Below are 16,319 nucleotides of genomic sequence, written 5' to 3' on the forward strand. Positions count from 1 at the left end.
GGCAACTCGGCGTCGAGAGCGGGGGACTCGCGGGCGAGAGCGGGGGACTCGCGCGGGAACGCTGACAAGGGACCTTTGCCTCTTCCTGCGCCTCGCGCCTTGCCCATACGCTGCACCGGTTCCTCGATGAGCGGAGCTGCGATGACCGGTCAGAGAACACAACAGATGGACCGGGGGCAGAGCGCTACGCGCGAGGTGGAGTCGCTACTGGCGACCGGACCTTTCGCCGTGGCGTTACGAGCGGCGATACGTGCCAGGGGCCTGGGGCTCGAGCGGATCCAATACCGGTTGCGCCGGCGCGGCGTGCCGGTGAGTCTGGCGACGCTGAGCCATTGGCAGTCCGGCCGTTGCCGCCCAGAGCGCCCCGGTTCCCTGGCCGCACTGAGGTACCTCGAGGAGGTGCTCGAAGTGCCGCCGGGGGCCCTCCTACGGCTACTCGCCGTCGAAAACGGCGGACAGCGCGTCACGCAGGTGCCCCAGTGATCGCGCGATCCACGGCAACGTGACGGGATCGGGGCTGCGCAGCGCGGTCCAGCGCTGCTCGGCGTCGTCGCCGTATAGCAGGCTCGTGGCCACGCGGAACCGCAGCGCGGCGGGGTCGTCACCGAACTCGGCACCAGCCAGCACACCGACACCGTGCCGGTCGAGCAGGTGTTCGGCCAGCTGGGCGCCGGTGGCGAATCCCTTGGCGCGCAACGGTTCCAGGTCCGGGTACAGGTAGAAACCCGCCCGCGGTGCGCGGCAGGCCGCCCCTGCCGCGGTGAACTCGGCGTGCACGGCGCGCGCGACGGCGGCGTGCAGCGCCCTGCTCGCGTCGATGTGCGCGCGGACCTCGGGCGGCTCCGCCAGCACGTATGCGGCGACCTCCTGCATGGGGGCGGGCAGGCTCGACCACACCTCGCTCGCCGCGCCGACGAGCGCGGCGCGCTGCTCGGGCAGTGGCACCCGTGCGAACCCGATGCGGTAACCGCCGAGGGCCATGTTCTTGCTCAGCCCGGCGGTGACAACGGTGTGCTCAGGCAGTTCGGCCGCCGGGCTGTGCACGGCCGCCGAGTCGTGGACGAGGTCGCGGTAGATCTCGTCGGAGAGCACGGTCAGCCCGTGCGCGCCGGCGACAGCGCAGACCTCCTTGACCAGCTCGGCACCGGCGAGGGTGCCGGTGGGGTTGTCGGGCACGGTCAAGATCAGCACGCCCGGCTCGGCGCCGTCCTTGCGCGCGCTGGTCAACGCCCGGTCGAGCTGCTCGGGGTCGGGCACGCCGCCCGCGTCGCCCGGCACCGGCACGCCGAGCACCCGCCTGCCCAGCAGGGCAGCCTGCGCGGCGTAGCTCACCCAGGACGGCCGCGGGAGTACGACGTCGCCGGGCAGGACGGCCAGCAGTCCGAAGAGCAGCGCCTTGCTGCCGGGGGCCAGCACGATGTCGTCCGCCTCGGTCGGCAGACCGCGCCTGCTGAAGTAGCCGGCCGCCGCCTGCCGGGCCTCGGCCGAACCGACGACGGCGCCGTACTCGTTGCGGTGCGCTGCCCCGGCCAGCACGTCCCGGACGTCGGGCAGGACGGGGAGCCCGGCCTCCCCGAAGCCGAGGTGCAGCACCTGCTCGCCCGCAGCCCGCTTCGCCTGCAGCTTCTCGTTGATCGCCAGGGTCGCCGAGTGCCTGATCACTGAGATTGCCTCCCTTGGTTGCGTCAATGATATACGAGGCAATTTTAGTTGCAAGGCGCTACCTCGCAGACGATGCCGCTCTCGTGGACCGCGATCACCGGTTACGCCCGGTCGCACGCGGCGAGCTTGGTGAGCAACCCGCCGACGTGGTCTTCACCGTGGCCAGGCTGACGGGCAGCTCGGTGTTGGACGGCCCGGTCGCGACGAGGGTGAGCACCCCACGCTCGCGCGCGGTCACGCCGTCGAGCCCGGCGTGCTCGCGGGCGACCGGCCGCGCCCATCGCGCCGTGGCCCTCCCTTGCCGACGGTGTGCCGTACGAGCTCGCGTCGGCGCCGATTCCGGCCGTGGCCGCGCTCGTCGGCCGCGGTCTCGGTGCGGTGCCGCGCTCGGCGGCGGGAGGCTCGTGTCGCTGACCGGGCGGTTGTTCGTGCTGCCCGTGGTGCGACGTCCCTGCCCACGGGCTGGAACGGGCGGGTCGGAGCCGTGGCGCTGCGCAAGCTGGGCGCAGCCAGCGGGCCCGGTGCGGTGCTCGCGGGAGGCTCAGGGGGCCATGCCCACCGCGCTGAACCGTTCGGCGACGTCCCCTTCGGACAGTCCGAAGTCGGCGAGGCGGTAGCGGTGGGCCGGTTTGCGGGCTCCCGTGGTGCTCTCGGCGTGCAGCGTGCGCATCGCCGCCCGAGCCCCATCGGTGAACGGTAGCCCGAAGTGGGCGTACAGCGACTCGACCGTGCCGATCGGGTCGGCGACGAAGTCGTCGTAGTCGACGTCGAAGAACTGCGAGTGGTCGTGCCTGGCCCGCTCGGCGGTGAACGTCTCCAGCCCGCGCGCCCACAACTCGAGCTGGTCGCGGCCCACCGTCTCGCCGCGGAAGGTCTCCGACCACTGCGCGCTCGCCTGCGCGTTGAGGCTGCACACCGAGGCGACCGCGACCTCGGGGGCGCGGTGGGTCTGCACCACGAGCGCGTCCGGGTACACGGCGAGTAGCGCGTCGAGCGCGAAGAGGTGGCTGGGGTTCTTGAGCACCCACCGCCTGCCCGCGTCGGGCAGCCCGATCAGCTGCAGGTTGCGCCGGTGTCTGCGGTAGGCGGGTGTCCAGTCCTGTTCGGACAGCCACGCCGAGTACGTCGGGACATGCGCGAGGCACTCGTACGAGATCGAGCGCAGCGACTGCCGGAGCAGTTGCCAGCACTCCTCCACCTCGTCCGCCGACATCGCGTGCACGCCGAGGAACTCGGGGTGCTCGACGTGGTACCGCTCGTAGCCTGCCTGGATGCGCTGGAACACCGGGTCGTCCGCCCACGTCTCCCGGGGCGGCCTCGGCTGCGGCACCTCGGTCAGCCACACCTCCAGCCCCTGGTGGGCGGGGTCGGCCGTGAGCAGCCGGTGCAGTGCGGTCGTGCCGGTGCGCGGCAGGCCGGTCACGAAGATCGGCCGCTCGATCGCGACGTCGGCGTGCTCGGGGCGGGCCTTCCACGCGGCCTCGCTCAGCAGCCGCGCCACGAGCGCGCTGCGCAGGAACGCCCGCTTCACCTTGCGGCCCAGCGGGGTCAGGCCCGCCTCGCGTTCGTAGGACTCAAGCAGCACCGCGAGTCCGTCGGTGTAGTCGTCGGTGCCGAAGTCGTCGAGTCCGGTGATCTTCGTTGCCGAGGCGTGCAGATCGGCGACGGTGCCAACGCTCATCGGGTTCCCCTCAGTGGTGGTACTCGCCGCCGTTGACGTCGAGGCACTGGCCGGTGATCGCCCGTGCGAGCGGGGAGGCCAGAAACACCACGGCATCGGCGATCTCGTCGGGTTCGGGCAGCTTGCGCAGGTCGATGGTCGCCGCGGTCTCGTCGTAGACCTGTTGCGGGTCCACCCCGCGTTCCTTGGCGAGGTGGGAGAAGTACCACTTGAGCGAGCCCGCCCAGATGTAGCCGGGCGCCACCGAGTTGACGCGGATGCCGCGCGGGCCGAGTTCGGTGGCCAGACTCCGCGCGAGGGACAGCAGGCTCGACTTGGCCATCTTGTACGCGCCGAACGTGCGCCGGGAGTGCCGCAGCACCGCAGAGTTGATCATCACGACGGCGCCGCCGGTCTCGGCGAGCGCGGGCGTGCACAGGCGGGTGAGCCGCAGTGCCGCCAGCACGTTGGTCTCGAAGCCGGTCCGCACCGCGTCGAGGTCGACGTCGAGCAGGTCGGTCATGGGCGGAATGGCGAAGGCGTTGTTGACGAGCGCGTCCATGCGCCCGTAGGCGTCCACTGTGGTCTCGGCGAGCCGCTGCGCCGAGTCGTCGTCGGTGATGTCGGTCGGCACCGTCACGGCCCGCCTGCCCAGTTCGGTGACCTCCTTGGCCACCTCGTCGAGCCGCTTCTCCGTCCTGGCCGCTAGCACCAGGTCGGCGCCCGCCTTCGCGCACTGGATCGCGATCGAGCGGCCGAGGCCCGGCCCGACGCCGGACACCACCACCACCTTGTCCCGCAACAACATCAGCCGAGCATCCTCGTCGCGACGGCGCTCTGCCTTGCCGCGATGCGCGCGGTCCACTCCTCGGGCGAAACCCTGGCGTGCTCGTAGAAGGGCAGCTTCGCGGGCAGTTCGCTCACGTCCACCACCTCCACCTCGGGACCGTCCTCCGGCGTGAGGTCGCGCGACAGCCGCTGCCAGCGGATCTGCACGTAGCCGCGGGCGTGCCCGAGCCGCTCCAGCCAGTTGGCGACGCCGGGGTCGCGCTCGCTGATCACGAACCGCAGCCTGCCGTCGGGGTCCACGCGCGCCTGATCGGCGGTGAGGCTCGTCTGGTGGTTGATGTAGTCGAGCGAGACGTACCACCGGCTGCCGAGCTGGATGCCCTGGTACGGAGCGTCGGACGCGGGGACGGTGACGATCATCGCCTGGTGGTCGGCCAGGTCGTAGTGGCCTGCCGAGGAGAACTGTGTCGCGAGCCCGCCGGGCGTGCGCCTCGGCTCGGTCATCGTGTTGACGGGCAGCTTCAGGTAGAACCACTCCGGGAACGCGAGGAACGTCCGCAGTCTGCTGAGCAGGATCTTGCCCGCCACCCCGTAGCGCTTCTCCAGGGCCGTGCGGTCCTTCGGCTCCGGCGCGGCGCCGAGGCGGTCCGCCCGGTGGATGCGCAGGGTGCCGCGCCGTTCGGTGGCCCAGTCGCTGTACACCTCGCGCACCACGAGCATCGCCGATCCCTTGCCCAGCACGAAGTAGCCGGGTCCGGCCTTGCCTCGGTCGGGGCCGAACCGCAGCTCGAACCGCCCGTCGTCGCCGATCTCCAGCTCACGGTCGTCGAACGCCGCGAGGCTGTCGGGCACCTCCACCGGCGAGTAGTCGCCGTTCAGCACCTGGAAGCTCAGATCCCGCGTGGTGCCACGGGTGCCGGTGACGACGTACTCGGCGTCGTCGCGCAGGTACGAATGGAAGTACAGCGCGTCGGGGTTGTCGAGGCCCATCTTCGTGTAGGGCCCCGTGGACGTGACGAAGTACGGGAAGTCCCGTTCGTAGGCCCAGGCGAGCTGCAGTGACGCCCTGATGCTGCCCGCGAGGTAGTCGTAGCCCTCGATCAGATCCTGTTCGGTCTGGATGTGCGGCGCCTCGGCGATGACCTTCTCTGCTTCGACGACGGCGTCGGCGAACGGCTGGGTGAGCACCGACCGAGAGTAGAACGTGTTCTATCTTCCGGTCAATGACGTCGACGGAGCGTCCTCCGTCCAGCGGTTGGCCGTGAGCTTGAAGCCGGGCAGGTCGCCGAGCGGCACCAGGTACTCGTAGGTGCGCGTGTAGCCGGTGTGCTGGATCCGCCACACGCCGTCGGCGCCACGCGTGTAGCGGTCCTCGTAGAACGCGGCGCCCTTGATCATCGTGTGGTTGTGCTCAGTGGCCAGCACCGTGTCCTCGAAGGACCACGTGCCCTCGGCCGTGTCGCCGTCGATCTCGATCTCCGGTTGCCCGGCCGAGTGCACGGTGATGATGCCGGGGCCGAGCGTGTTGCGCAGAAAGTCCACGATCGCGTCGCGGCCGGTGAAGCGGAGCGGGCCGCCGCCCGACGGCGTGCCGTACTGGGCCGTGGCGTCGGGGGCGAGCGCGTCCTCCAGTTCGTCCCAGCGCTTGAGGTCCACGCAGCGGAGGTAGCGGTACTTGACGCGTTTGATCTCTTCCAGGCTGGCGATGTCCATGGCCTTCAGCTTCCGCGCACCCTTGACCAGATTCAAGAACTTGTTCTAATTTTCTCGAATGACGGGCTACGAGCTCTCGCAGTCGGGTGTGCTCGAGGCCGAGGCCGTGCATGTGTTCCGTGAGGTGGCCGCGACGTTCGAGCGGCCGGTGCTGTTGTTCTCGGGCGGCAAGGACTCCGTGGTGATGCTGCACGTGGCGGTGCGGGCGTTCTGGCCCGCGCCGTTGCCGTTCCCGGTGTTGCACGTGGACACGGGGCACAATTTCGCCGAGGTGATCGACTTCCGGGACCGGCTGGTGCGGGAGTTGGGCGTGCGGCTGCTGGTGGGGCGCGTGCAGGACGACCTCGATGCCGGGCGGGTGGTGGAGGAGACCGGACCCGGAGCGAGCCGCAACCGGCTGCAGACGGTGACGTTGCTGCGGATGATCCAGGAGCACTCGTTCGACGCGGTGTTCGGCGGGGCGCGCCGGGACGAGGAGAAGGCGCGGGCGAAGGAGCGGGTGTTCAGCTTCCGCGACGAGTTCGGGCAGTGGGATCCGCGCAGACAGCGACCGGAGCTGTGGAACCTGTACAACGGGCGGCACCGCAGGGGCGAGCACATCCGGGTATTCCCGTTGTCGAACTGGACCGAGCTGGACGTGTGGTCCTACATCGCGGCGGAGCGGATCGGGTTGCCGTCGCTGTACTTCGCGCATCGCAGGCGGGTGTTCCAGCGGGATGGGATGCTGCTGGCGTGCTCGCCGCACCTGGCTCCGCGGCCGGGGGAGGAGCCGTACGAGGCGGTGGTGCGGTTCCGCACGGTGGGGGACGCGACGTGCACGGGGTGTGTGGAGTCGTCGGCGGCGACGCCGGAGCAGGTGGTGGCCGAGGTGGCGGCGAGCCGGGTGACCGAGCGGGGCGCGACGCGGGCGGACGACCGGATCTCCGAGGCGGGCATGGAGGATCGCAAGAAGGAGGGGTACTTCTAGTGCCTCCGTTGTTGCGCGTGGCCACGGCGGGCAGTGTGGACGACGGCAAGTCCACGCTGATCGGCCGGTTGCTGCACGATTCGAAGGCGTTGTTCACCGATCAGCTGGCGGCGGTGGAGCGCACGAGCCGGGAACGTGGTGGGGACGGGCCGGACCTGGCGCTGGTGACCGACGGGCTGCGCGCGGAGCGCGAGCAGGGCATCACGATCGACGTGGCGTACCGGTACTTCGCCACGCCCGCGCGGAAGTTCATCCTCGCCGACACGCCAGGGCACGTGCAGTACACCCGCAACATGGTCACCGGCGCGTCCACCGCGGACCTGGCGCTGATCCTGGTTGACGCGCGCAAGGGCGTGGTGGAGCAGTGCAGGCGGCACGCGTTCCTGGCGAGCCTGCTCGGGGTGGGCCATCTGGTGCTGTGCGTCAACAAGATGGACCTGGTGGGCTGGTCGCGAGAGCGGTTCGAGGAGATCAAGGACGACTTCGCCCGGTTCGCGACCCGGCTGGACGTGCACGATCTGACGTTCGTGCCGATCTCGGCGCTGCACGGCGACAACGTGGTGCACCGGGGTGCGGCGATGCCGTGGTACGAGGGTCCGTCGCTGCTGCACCACCTGGAGCAGGTGCACGTGGCCTCCGACCGCAACCTCATCGACGTGCGGCTGCCGGTGCAGTACGTGATCCGCGACGGCGAGTTCCGCGGCTACGCGGGCACGATGGCGGGCGGCGTGCTGAAGCCAGGTGACGAGGTGCTGGTCCTGCCCTCGGGGTTCTCCACCACAGTTCGCGCGGTGTGGGGCCCCGGCGGGACGCCGGTGGCGGAGGCGTTCCCTCCGCAGGCGGTGACCGTCGAGCTCGCCGACGAGCTCGACGTGGGCCGCGGTGACCTGCTCTGCCGCCCCGGCAACCGCCCGCACGCCGGCAGCGACCTCGACGCGATGCTGTGCTGGTTCTCCGAGCGCGCCGGGCTGGACGCCGGCGGGCGGTACCTGCTGCGCCACACCACCCGCGAGACCACCGCCACGGTGACCGAGCTGGACTACCGGCTCGACGTCAACACGCTGCACCGCGACGAGACCGCGACCGGGCTGGCCCTCAACGAGATCGGCCGCGTCCGGCTGCGCACCCGGCAACCGCTGCTGTTCGACCCGTACCGCCGCAACCGCGCCACCGGCGGCTTCGTGCTCATCGACCCGGCCACCCACGACACCGTCGCCGCAGGCATGATCACCGGCCCGCGGCAGCCGGGCGCGGGCGTGGTGTGGCAGTCCGCCGCCGTCACCCGCGAGCAGCGGCCCAGCCAGGGCGCCACCATCTGGCTCACCGGCCTGTCCGGCTCCGGCAAGTCCACCATCGCCGTCGAGCTGGAACGCAGGCTCGTCGCGATCGGCCGCCCCGCCTACCTGCTCGACGGCGACAACCTCCGCCACGGCCTCAACGCCGACCTCGGCTTCACCGCCGACGACCGCACCGAGAACGTCCGCCGCGCGGGCGAGGTCGCCCGCCTGTTCGCCGACGCCGGTGTGGTCGCCGTCGTCTCACTGATCAGTCCCTACCGCGCGGGCCGTGACCGCGTCCGCGCCGCACACGAGGCCGCGGGGCTGCCCTTCGTCGAGGTCTACGTCGACACCCCGCTCGAGGTCTGCGAGGCCCGCGACCCCAAGGGCCTCTACGCCCGCGCCCGCGCCGGCGAACTCACCGGTTTCACCGGCATCGACGCCCCCTACGAGCCCCCGCAGGCCCCCGACCTCGTCCTCCACCCCGGCGACGGCGACCCGGCCGCACTCGCCGGCAACGTTCTTGCTTTGCTGGACCGGTGACCACCGACGCACGACTCGCCGCCCAGCTCGCCGACGAAGCCGGACACCTGCTGCTCTCCGTGCGGGAGAACGGGGCGGACCTGGACCCGAAAGCGCTCGGCAAGCGGGGTGACGCGGAGTCCAACGCGCTACTGCTGCGCAGGCTCGCGGCCGAGCGACCCGGCGACGCCGTGCTCTCCGAGGAGTCGGCCGACGACCCGGCGCGCCTCGACGCCGACCGCGTGTGGATCATCGACCCGCTCGACGGCACCCGCGAGTTCAGCAAGCCGGGCCGCGCCGACTGGGCGGTGCACGTCGCGCTGTGGGAACGGGACAGGGGCATCACGGCGGCCGCCGTCGCCCAACCTGCGCTCGGAGTGGTCCATGCCAGCGACGAAGCCTCGTCCGGACCTGGGCACGCCGGGCGCACGCGGGTGCTCGTCAGCGACAGCAGGCCCCCCGCGTTCGCCGCGCCGGTAGCCGAACGGATCGACGCCGACCTCGTGCCGATGGGCTCGGCGGGAGCGAAGGCGATGGCGGTGCTGCGCGGCGAGGCCGACGCCTACGTGCACGCCGGCGGGCAGTGGGAATGGGACTCCGCCGCGCCCGTCGGCGTCGTGCTAGCGGCCGGGCTGCACGCGTCCCGCGTGGACGGTTCTCCCCTGCGCTACAACGAGTCCCACCCGTACCTGCCCGATCTGGTGATCAGCAGGCCCGAACTCGCCGACCGGCTCCTGAAGGCGATCCGGTTGGATGCCCGACGGCAGTGAAGGCCACCCTGCCTGCGTTCAACGCAGTGAAGGTGGCCTTCACTGCCGCTGCAACTGCCCCCAAGGCCACCTTTGGTGCGCTCAACGCAACAAAGGTGGCCTTGGGGGGCAGTCAACCTTGGGCAGTCAAGCTCACCCACCTTCACTGCAAGTGGGCGGCAAGGAGGCGGACGGTCTCGGTGGCCGCGATGGCGTGGCCCCTGCCGTTGACGTGGATGCCGTCGGCGCTGTAGATCGACGCATCCGCCGAGGCTGGGTGTGAGGTCAGGTCCACATGCCACGCGCCCTCGCGCTCGGCGATCGCGCGCGTGCGGTCGGAAAGGTCGTGCAGCCGAGCCTCGAGCCCACCGGACACCTCGGATGCCAGCACCGGTGACCTGGTGATGTCGAACAGGCCGACCGTCACCACCGCGCGGCCCGACTCGCGCAGCGCGCGCACGATGCCCGTGAGCACCACCTCCACCGCGCCGGGGTCGTACGAGCGGCGCAGCATGTCGTTGCCGCCGCACGCCACCACCGCAAGGTCGGGTTCGAACGCGAGTGCCGGGGACAGTTGGAAGCGGCTCACCTCCTCGGCGAGCAGCCCGCGTTTGCCGAGGTTGAGGTACTCCAGCACGGGGTTGTGCGCGCGCAGCGCGGCGGCGACCCGGTCGGCCCACGGCACCGGCGGGTAGCCGTCGAGCAGGTCGCCGACGCCTTCGGCGACGCTGTCGCCCAGCACCGCGAACCGGCGCCACGGCGCGCCGGACAGCAGGGGGAACAGGACCTCGTCGGTCAGGCAGTGCGGATCGGTGTGCTCGCTCAGGCTCATCTCATCACCTCGAAGTAGGTGGACGGTCGTACAGTAAAACTTTCCCAGTTGAAGAGTCAATGTCTCGTCCAATGGAGCTTCACTTCTTGGACGGTCGTCCTATGCTTTAGGCTGGGGCGAGAAGCGAAGGGCAGGTGTCGTGATGGCCGGGCCGCGGGTCGACAAGCGCGTCGAGCGCGGGCAGCACTCCCGCAGGGCGATCCTCGACCGGGCCATGGACATCGCCTCTGTCGAAGGGCTCGAGAGCCTGTCCGTCCGGCGCCTCGCCGCCGAGCTGGAACTCAGCAAAAGCGGTGTGTTCGCGCAGTTCGGATCCAAGGAGGAGCTGCAGCTCGCGACGGTGCGCGCCGCGGTCGAGGTCTACGTCGACAAGGTCGTCCGGCCGGCGCGGAGGGCGCCAGCGGGGATCCGGCGGGTGCGCGCGCTGTGCGAGTGCTGGCTCGCGTACGCCACGGAACCGGTGTTTCCCGGTGGCTGTTTCTTCCTGTCGGTGGCGGCCGAGTTCGACGCCAGGCCGGGCCGGGTTCGTGACGCCGTGGCCGCGGCGCGCCGCGACTGGCAGCGCCTTTACGAACGGACCATCCACGAGGCTCGGGAACTCGGGGAGATCACGCCGGAGACCGATGCCGCGCAATTGGCGTTCGAACTCGACGCATTGGCCAGGGGCGGCGGCCAGGACGCGCTGCTGCACGATGATCCAAAACTGTATGACCGCGTGCGGACCGCGTTACTGGTCCGGCTTCGTTCCGTCGCGACGGATTCCGCGCTGCTGGATTGACCCCGTCCGGCTTTCGACAACGATCGGCCGTCGAGTCGCCCTATTGTCGAATCCAAAAAGGATCAAGAAAGCGCATCGAGCGCGGGCGGGGCGTCCGCCCCACCCGCGCTCGAGTGTGTGTATGTGTGTGTTCGCGCTGAAGTTCCGGCGAATCAGTCCTCGGACTCGGCGACGCAGATGTCGTTGGCAGCCGCCTCGGTCTCGGCCGCAGGGGAGAGAAGCGGCACGCCGAGGCCGTTGAGCGCGTCGGCGACCTGGACGCCGAGGACGTTCACGTGGTTGTCGCAGACGCCGACGTTGTTGTCGTTGAGGACATCGTTGACGTTCACGAGGCCGATCTGGCCAGTGTGGTTCTGCTCCTTGTCCTTGTCGATCTCACCGCCGGCGAACGCGGGCGAGCCGATCATCATCAGTCCGGCCGCCGCCGCGGCGACAAATGCAGATTTCTTCAACACTTCAACCATTCCAATCGACTCGGTTTCGGTTTTGCTTCGGCCGCGTGATCACCGCAACCGGCGACGAAGTTACTCGTTGGCGAGCCTGTGTACAGCGGCGCATTTGCGGATCTTCTCACCCGACTTGGTTGTGATTCAGATCACATATGATCGATGTTTAGTGCCCGCCTAATCCGACGAGGAGCGACAACGCCATTTTCAGTCGTTCACTCTGGGTGTGGGTCATTGCCAGCGCGTGAATGGGGTGGCCACCTGCATTGGTGGTGGCGGGTGAGCAAGGGGTAATAAAGGGCGACACGCCAAATGGCCCGATAGGATGAAGAAATGCGACTTCCGGGTCCCGATTCGAAGGGGAATCGCCATTGCTGACCGACGTCCTCGACTGGTTGCGGGGCCTTCCCCCCGCCGGGCTGGTCGCCGCCGCGGGCCTGCTCGTGTTCGGGGAGTGCACCCTTGGGCTCGGCTTCGTCGCACCGGGCGAGACCGGACTGTTCATCCTGGGCACCACCGTCGGCAGCGTGCCCGAGTTCCTTCTGATGTGGTCGGTGACGACGTCCTGCGCGATCGCGGGCGATTCGGTCGGCTACCTGATCGGCTGGAAGCTCGGCCCGAAGCTGCGGCAGACCAAGGTCGTGCGCAGGCACGGAGCCGACGGCTGGGACCGCACCACCGACGTGCTGCGCAGGCGTGGTGCGTGGGCCGTGCTGATCGCGATCTTTCTGCCCGTGCTGCGCACGCTCATGCCCGCCGCCGCGGGCGCGGCCAGGCTTTCCTTGCGCAAGTTCCTGCCTGCCGTGGTGGTCGGCGCGGCGGCCTGGTGTGCGCTGCACATCGGCATCGGGGTCGCCGCCGGCGAGGCGGCCAGGCAGATCGAGAAGGCTGTCGGCGCGGGCGGCTGGATCGTGCTCGGCGTCGTCGTGGCCGTGGCCGCCGTGGTGATCGTGGTCCGGCGCAGGCGGGCCAGAACCCGGGAGACGAAGGACGCGGGGGACGCTACGCGCTGAGTGCCTCGAGCAGCTGCTCCCCGTACTTGGCCAGCTTGTTCTCGCCGACCCCGCTCACGCCGCCCAGCTCGGCGAGCGTGCTCGGCCGTTCCGTGGCGATCTGCCGCAAGGTCGCGTCGTGGAAGATCACGTACGCCGGGACGCCCTGCTCCTTCGCCGTCGCCGCCCGCCACGCGCGCAGCTTCTCGAACACCGGTGCCGCCTCCTCTGGCAACTCGGCGGTCTCGGCCCGGCGCGTGCGCGTGGACGCCTTCGCCGCCCGCTTGGGCTCGCGGCGCAGGAGTACCTGACGGCCCTGGTAAAGCACCTCGTCGCTGCCCGGCGTGGTCACCAGCGTCCCGTAGTCGCCCTCCACGGCGAGCAGGCCCTTGGCGAGCAGCTGCCGCACCACGCCGCGCCACTCGCTCTCGGCGAGTTCCGTGCCGACTCCGAACACGCTCAGCGAGTCGTGGTCGTGCTGGACGACCTTGCTGGTCTTGCGGCCGAGCAGGATGTCGATGATCTGGCCCGCGCCGAACTTCTGCCTGCGCTCGCGGCGCAGCCGCACGACCGTCGACAGCAGCTTCTGCGCCGCCACCGTGCCGTCCCACGACTCCGGCGGCGCCAGGCAGGTGTCGCAGTTGCCGCACGCGGCGCCGTCCTGACCGAAGTAGGCGAGCAGCTGCACCCGCCTGCACTCGACGGTCTCGCACAACGCGAGCATCGCGTCGAGGTGGGCGCTCTGCTTGCGCCGGTGTGCCGCGTCGCCCTCGGAGCCGTCGATCAGCTTGCGCTGCTGCACCACGTCCTGCAGGCCGTAGGCCAGCCACGCCGTCGAGGGCAGGCCGTCGCGCCCGGCGCGCCCGGTCTCCTGGTAGTAGCCCTCCACCGACTTCGGCAGGTCGAGGTGGGCGACGAAACGGACGTCCGGTTTGTCGATGCCCATGCCGAACGCGATCGTGGCGACCACCACGAGCCCGTCCTCCCGCAGGAACCGCGCCTGGTGCTCGGAGCGGGTTCGCGCGTCGAGTCCGGCGTGGTAGGGCAGCGCCTCGATCCCGTTGCGTACCAGGAAGTCCGCGGTCTCCTCCACCGACTTGCGGCTGAGACAGTAGACGATGCCCGCGTCGCCGGAGTGCTCGCTCCGCAGCAGGTCCAGCAACTGCTTCTTGGGCTCGTTCTTGGGGACGATGCGGTACTGGATGTTGGGGCGGTCGAAGCTCGCGACGAAGTGATGGGCGTCCTCGAGCTTCAGCCGCGACGCGATCTCCGCGTGCGTGGCCTTGGTGGCCGTGGCCGTGAGTGCGATGCGCGGCACGTCGGGCCAGCGCTCGTGCAGGTCGGACAGCGCGAGGTAGTCGGGCCGGAAGTCGTGCCCCCACTGGGAGACGCAGTGCGCCTCGTCGATCGCGAACAGCGCTACCTTGCCGCGGTCGAGCAACTGCAGCGTGGACTCCACCCGCAACCGTTCCGGCGCGAGGTACAGCAGGTCCAGCTCACCGGCGAGGAACTCGGCCTCGACCATGCGACGCTCGTCGGGATCCTGCGTCGAGTTGAGGAATCCCGCCCGCACGCCGAGCGCCCGCAGCGCGTCGACCTGGTCCTGCATGAGGGCGATGAGCGGTGAGATGACCACGCCGACGCCCTGCCGCACGAGTGCCGGGATCTGGTAGCACAGTGACTTGCCGCCGCCGGTGGGCATGAGCACGAGCGCGTCGCCACCGGAGGTGACGTGGTCGACGATCTCCTGCTGACCCTGCCGGAACGAGTCGTAGCCGAAGACCCGGTTGAGTACCTGCAGCGTCTCGGACACCTCGGGGGAAGTCACCCCCGCGATCCTACGGAAGCGGCGACGCCGCCCGGTGCCGCGGCTGCAGTGAAGGCCACCTTCACTGCGCCCGCCCGTCTCCCACCGCCGCCCAAGCGGAGGCGCTGCGCGCCGCTGTGTCTGATTCCACGCAGTGAAGGTGGCCTTCACTGCGGTTGGTCAGGGCTTCGAGAGGAAGTCGGCGAGCACCGGGGCCAGGACCTTTGCCTTGATCATGTGGGTCTGACCGGGGAGGGTGCGGTACTCGGCGCCGGGCAGGAGGTCGGCCAGCGCCTTGACGCCGTTTCGCATCCACGCCGGGCTCTTGCCTCCGTCGGCGACGAGCGTGGGCACTCCGACGCCCGTCCACCGGTTCTCCGGCAGCGGTTCGCCCTGCTGGTACGGCGTCACGAACGCGGCGTCGTAGGGCAGCGTCGGCGCCACGCCCTTGAGCTTGCGCCACACCGGCATCAGCCGCATCAGCGCGATCATGAAACCGGGAACCTCGACCTGGCGCATGAAGTTCGCGACGGCGTCGCCGGGCTTGCCCTGCGCGAGCGCCCGTTCGTACTGCGCGGCGAGGTCGGCCGGGATCGGCGGCCTGCTGCCGTCGACGATCAGCGGCGGCTCGTACATCGCCAGCCTGCGCACCGGCAGGCCGCTGTTCACCGCCTCCAGTGCCACCATCGCGCCCGACGAGGCGCCGAAGAGGTGCGCGGATCCGCCCGCTTCCTTCAGTAGTGCCGCGAGGTCCTCCAGCTCGCGCTCCACGGCGTACGGTTCGGTGTTGCCGCTCTCGCCCCTGCCCCTGCGGTCGTAGGTGTAGACGGTGAACGAGGGCGCCAGCTCCTTGGCGAGTGCCGTCATGGGTCCCTGTCCCCGGTAGCACATGGCGCCGTCGACGAGGATCAGCGGTTCGCCGCCGCCGATCCGGTCGTAGGCGATTCTGGTGCCGTCGGCGGAGGTCACGGTGCTCATCTGTCGTTGCCTTCCTGGGAGAGGCCGGCCAGCCAGGCCTGCCAGACGTTTTCGGTACGTGTGGTGTCCACAGTGGAGAAATAGTGGTGGCCCGCCACGAGCGAGCCGTGGAAGCCCTGGAGGAAGCGGTACAGCGCGTCGGGGGTGCGGATGCCGAGCGTCTGCGAGTTCACGGAGTAGACCACGCCTTCGACGACTTCTCCGTCCACAGTGAACCGCGCCGCGTCGCCTTCGGAGACGTGCTCACCGAGGCCGAGTGCCGCGCGCACGGCACTCCAGGTGCGCTCCCAGTCGCCGACCGGAGGGCCGAAGACGGTGAGCGGGGTCGCGACGCGGCCCGCGAAATGCGTGAGGTAGGTGGCCAGGGTGCTGAAGAACAGTGCGCCACCCTTGCTCATGGCCTCGAACTCGTCGGCCCAGTCGTCGCCGGGGATGAAGCCACTCGTCACCATGCGGAGGACGGTGCTGCCGCCGCCCCGGCCTTCGATGAGGAACTCGTAGGCGACGAACCGGCCGTCCTCGGCCTGCTCGCCTCCGTAGGCCAGCCGCTTGCCCGGCTCCCACGAGGTGATCGGCGACTCGGGCGCGTACCCGCCGAACAGCGTGCGGACGGTGCCTCCCTCGCCGGGCTCGACGTCGTTGCGGCCCATGAACCACGAGTCGATGCCGGGGCCGGTCGCGATCGCGTCCCAGACCTGCTCCGGCGTCGCGTCCAGCGTGACCTCGTCGTGCTTCTCGAATCGGTGGCCCATGTCAGCTCTCCTGTCGTGTCGGACACGAGAACTGTCGCACCGACAACTTTTATTGTCAAGACTGATTCTGTTGTCGGGCTCGGTGCGTGTCTCGGCGGTCCTGTGGGGAAGTCGGACCAACCTCCGGCACGTGACAGACTTGAAACGATTCAGATTCAAGCCTCGAGCCGCAGGAATTCGTCCACGGGCTCGGCCGTCGGCGGCGTTCACGCTCCCCGCCGCGCAGGCGGAAGCCGCGCCGCCCTGCGGGCCGCGGGTCGAGTGCACCACGGTGGAGTACGCGCCCACCCTGGCGGGCGCCGATCCCGCCGAGCCGCGCCTCTCGTGGGGCTTGCCTGCTACGAGGCCCAGGTGCTCGACCCCGGCTTCGCCGCCTCCCGCCGAGGGGCTGGACC

General features: G+C 70.2%; 16 protein-coding genes. 6 read left to right on the forward strand and 10 right to left on the reverse strand.

The window, feature by feature from the left end:
* The first annotated feature begins 141 nt into the window (after window positions 1-141).
* Window positions 142-483 carry a transcriptional regulator gene (locus DI005_RS39370; RefSeq protein WP_113645162.1) on the forward strand — a complete coding sequence of 114 codons (342 nt, stop codon included), beginning with the start codon at window positions 142-144 and terminating at the stop codon, window positions 481-483.
* Here DI005_RS39370 and DI005_RS37655 read toward each other — a convergent pair.
* From DI005_RS37655 to DI005_RS37680, 5 genes are all read right to left on the reverse strand, one after another.
* Window positions 433-1,662 (reverse strand): pyridoxal phosphate-dependent aminotransferase, encoded by a 1,230-nt coding sequence (locus DI005_RS37655; RefSeq protein ID WP_113645163.1) that lies wholly within the window; start codon window positions 1,660-1,662, stop codon window positions 433-435. The two genes, DI005_RS39370 and DI005_RS37655, sit on opposite strands and share 51 nt — an antisense overlap.
* Window positions 1,663-2,203: 541 nt before the next feature.
* A complete protein-coding gene (locus tag DI005_RS37665) occupies window positions 2,204-3,343 on the reverse strand; it encodes a sulfotransferase (RefSeq protein WP_113645164.1) in 1,140 nt (379 codons plus the stop codon).
* Window positions 3,344-3,353: 10 nt separating this feature from the next.
* Window positions 3,354-4,130, reverse strand: a complete 777-nt coding sequence (locus tag DI005_RS37670) for an SDR family oxidoreductase (protein WP_113645165.1) — start codon at window positions 4,128-4,130, stop codon at window positions 3,354-3,356.
* A complete protein-coding gene (locus DI005_RS37675; RefSeq protein WP_113645166.1) occupies window positions 4,130-5,299 on the reverse strand; it encodes a hypothetical protein in 1,170 nt (389 codons plus the stop codon). The genes DI005_RS37670 and DI005_RS37675 overlap by 1 nt, the downstream gene beginning before the upstream one ends.
* Before the next feature lie 21 nt (window positions 5,300-5,320).
* Window positions 5,321-5,824: a nuclear transport factor 2 family protein gene (locus DI005_RS37680; RefSeq protein WP_113645167.1), complete on the reverse strand. Its 504-nt coding sequence runs from the start codon at window positions 5,822-5,824 to the stop codon at window positions 5,321-5,323.
* 58 nt (window positions 5,825-5,882) lie between these two features.
* Here DI005_RS37680 and cysD point away from each other — a divergent pair, with 58 nt between their 5' ends.
* From cysD to DI005_RS37695, 3 genes are read left to right on the forward strand one after another with little or no spacing between them, the layout of a single operon-like run.
* Entirely contained in the window at window positions 5,883-6,791 is a 909-nt protein-coding gene (gene cysD / locus DI005_RS37685; RefSeq protein ID WP_112276389.1) for a sulfate adenylyltransferase subunit CysD, read from the forward strand.
* Entirely contained in the window at window positions 6,791-8,611 is a 1,821-nt protein-coding gene (gene cysC / locus DI005_RS37690) for an adenylyl-sulfate kinase (RefSeq protein WP_113645168.1), read from the forward strand. The genes cysD and cysC overlap by 1 nt, the downstream gene beginning before the upstream one ends.
* Window positions 8,608-9,360, forward strand: a complete 753-nt coding sequence (locus DI005_RS37695; RefSeq protein ID WP_113645169.1) for a 3'(2'),5'-bisphosphate nucleotidase CysQ — start codon at window positions 8,608-8,610, stop codon at window positions 9,358-9,360. Before cysC ends, DI005_RS37695 begins: the two co-directional genes overlap by 4 nt.
* Window positions 9,361-9,502: 142 nt before the next feature.
* On the opposite strand, the gene DI005_RS37700 is transcribed toward DI005_RS37695, so the two are convergent.
* Entirely contained in the window at window positions 9,503-10,171 is a 669-nt protein-coding gene (locus tag DI005_RS37700) for an SGNH/GDSL hydrolase family protein (protein ID WP_113645170.1), read from the reverse strand.
* A gap of 142 nt (window positions 10,172-10,313) precedes the next feature.
* On the opposite strand from DI005_RS37700, the gene DI005_RS37705 reads away from it, so the two are divergent.
* Window positions 10,314-10,949, forward strand: coding sequence for a TetR/AcrR family transcriptional regulator (locus tag DI005_RS37705; RefSeq protein WP_112276398.1), 636 nt, complete (start codon window positions 10,314-10,316; stop codon window positions 10,947-10,949).
* Window positions 10,950-11,101: 152 nt separating this feature from the next.
* Here DI005_RS37705 and DI005_RS37710 read toward each other — a convergent pair whose 3' ends face one another.
* Window positions 11,102-11,404 carry a hypothetical protein gene (locus tag DI005_RS37710; protein WP_199543549.1) on the reverse strand — a complete coding sequence of 101 codons (303 nt, stop codon included), beginning with the start codon at window positions 11,402-11,404 and terminating at the stop codon, window positions 11,102-11,104.
* A gap of 362 nt (window positions 11,405-11,766) precedes the next feature.
* On the opposite strand from DI005_RS37710, the gene DI005_RS37715 reads away from it, so the two are divergent.
* A complete protein-coding gene (locus DI005_RS37715; RefSeq protein ID WP_112276402.1) occupies window positions 11,767-12,408 on the forward strand; it encodes a DedA family protein in 642 nt (213 codons plus the stop codon).
* Here DI005_RS37715 and recQ read toward each other — a convergent pair.
* The 3 genes from recQ to DI005_RS37730 all read right to left on the reverse strand — a co-directional run bounded on the left by recQ (window position 12,398) and on the right by DI005_RS37730 (window position 15,924).
* Entirely contained in the window at window positions 12,398-14,215 is a 1,818-nt protein-coding gene (recQ, locus tag DI005_RS37720) for a DNA helicase RecQ (RefSeq protein ID WP_113645171.1), read from the reverse strand. The two genes, DI005_RS37715 and recQ, sit on opposite strands and share 11 nt — an antisense overlap.
* A gap of 159 nt (window positions 14,216-14,374) precedes the next feature.
* Window positions 14,375-15,172 (reverse strand): alpha/beta fold hydrolase, encoded by a 798-nt coding sequence (locus tag DI005_RS37725; protein WP_113645172.1) that lies wholly within the window; start codon window positions 15,170-15,172, stop codon window positions 14,375-14,377.
* Complete coding sequence (locus tag DI005_RS37730; protein WP_113645173.1) at window positions 15,169-15,924, reverse strand: SRPBCC domain-containing protein; 756 nt, start codon at window positions 15,922-15,924, stop codon at window positions 15,169-15,171. The genes DI005_RS37725 and DI005_RS37730 overlap by 4 nt, the downstream gene beginning before the upstream one ends.
* Window positions 15,925-16,319: the final 395 nt, after the last annotated feature.

This window comes from Prauserella sp. PE36, assembly GCF_003311655.1.
Taxonomy (GTDB): Bacteria; Actinomycetota; Actinomycetes; order Mycobacteriales; family Pseudonocardiaceae; genus Prauserella_A; species Prauserella_A endophytica.